Below are 884 nucleotides of genomic sequence, written 5' to 3'. Positions count from 1 at the left end.
AACAAAGTTTTGCTAACATTTCAGTTACTTTTCGACTATATAATGTAGTAATAGTTTAAACAGGTATACCCATGAGCAAGTATTCTGACGCGCCCTCAAATAATCGACAAAATGTCGAGTTATCCGAGAGCGTCAAGTGGCTGCGATTAGCTGTTGCAAAAATAAATGAACTGTCTATTCCCGCCACCCCTGAAGTCTATAGTGTTTGGTACGAATATTATGCAGATAGAAAACTCGACCTAAAAAAAGCGATTGATAAACGTATATCCAAAGGCGGAGATTTTTCCGCGAGCACTTGTGAACATTTGTTCAACGAATATTTCGTTGAAATTCCTGAACAAAAGCTTAGTGAAATGCGTCAAGCGATAAGAGCCTTGATCACCTTACTTCAATCCGAATTAAGCGAACTGAATAGCGGCATGGAGTCCTATAGCGCTGCTTTATATTCCTGTGCAGACGACCTGACTCATGACCCCGAGGTAAACTCCCTTCAATCAATTATTCAGGTTCTATTAGCAGAAACAAAGAAGTGCAGATCCCGAAACCACCAAGCGCTCAGCAAGGTTTATCATCTAAGTTCAGAGATTAACAGCCTTCAGGAGTCTCTAGAAAAAATGGGCGAAGAGGTCTACCAAGATAGCCTTACAGGCGTAGGTAACAGAAGAGGCTTTGATGAGCAGCTCAGTACTGCGATAAAAAAATCCCAGCTAGATAATAGCCCTTTAGCCTTAATTCTTCTGGATATTGATTTCTTTAAACGTGTAAACGACGCGCACGGACACCTTGTTGGAGACCGGGTACTACGCTTTGTCGCCGAGACGATCAAGCGCAGCGTGAAAGGCGGGGACTTTGTTGCCCGTTATGGCGGCGAAGAGTTCGCAATC

Annotated in this window: 1 protein-coding gene; it reads left to right on the top strand. The window is 43.1% G+C overall.

Annotated features, from left to right (window positions below; translation table 11 throughout):
* Positions 1-71: 71 nt before the first annotated feature.
* Positions 72-884, top strand: an 813-nt coding sequence (locus A3735_RS25255) for a GGDEF domain-containing protein (protein WP_068638868.1), incomplete at its 3' end; no start/stop codon positions are given.

This window comes from Oleiphilus sp. HI0061 (assembly GCF_001635675.1).
The sequence above is the reverse complement of the archived record's forward strand: the minus strand, read 5'-3'. Positions and strand labels throughout refer to the sequence as shown.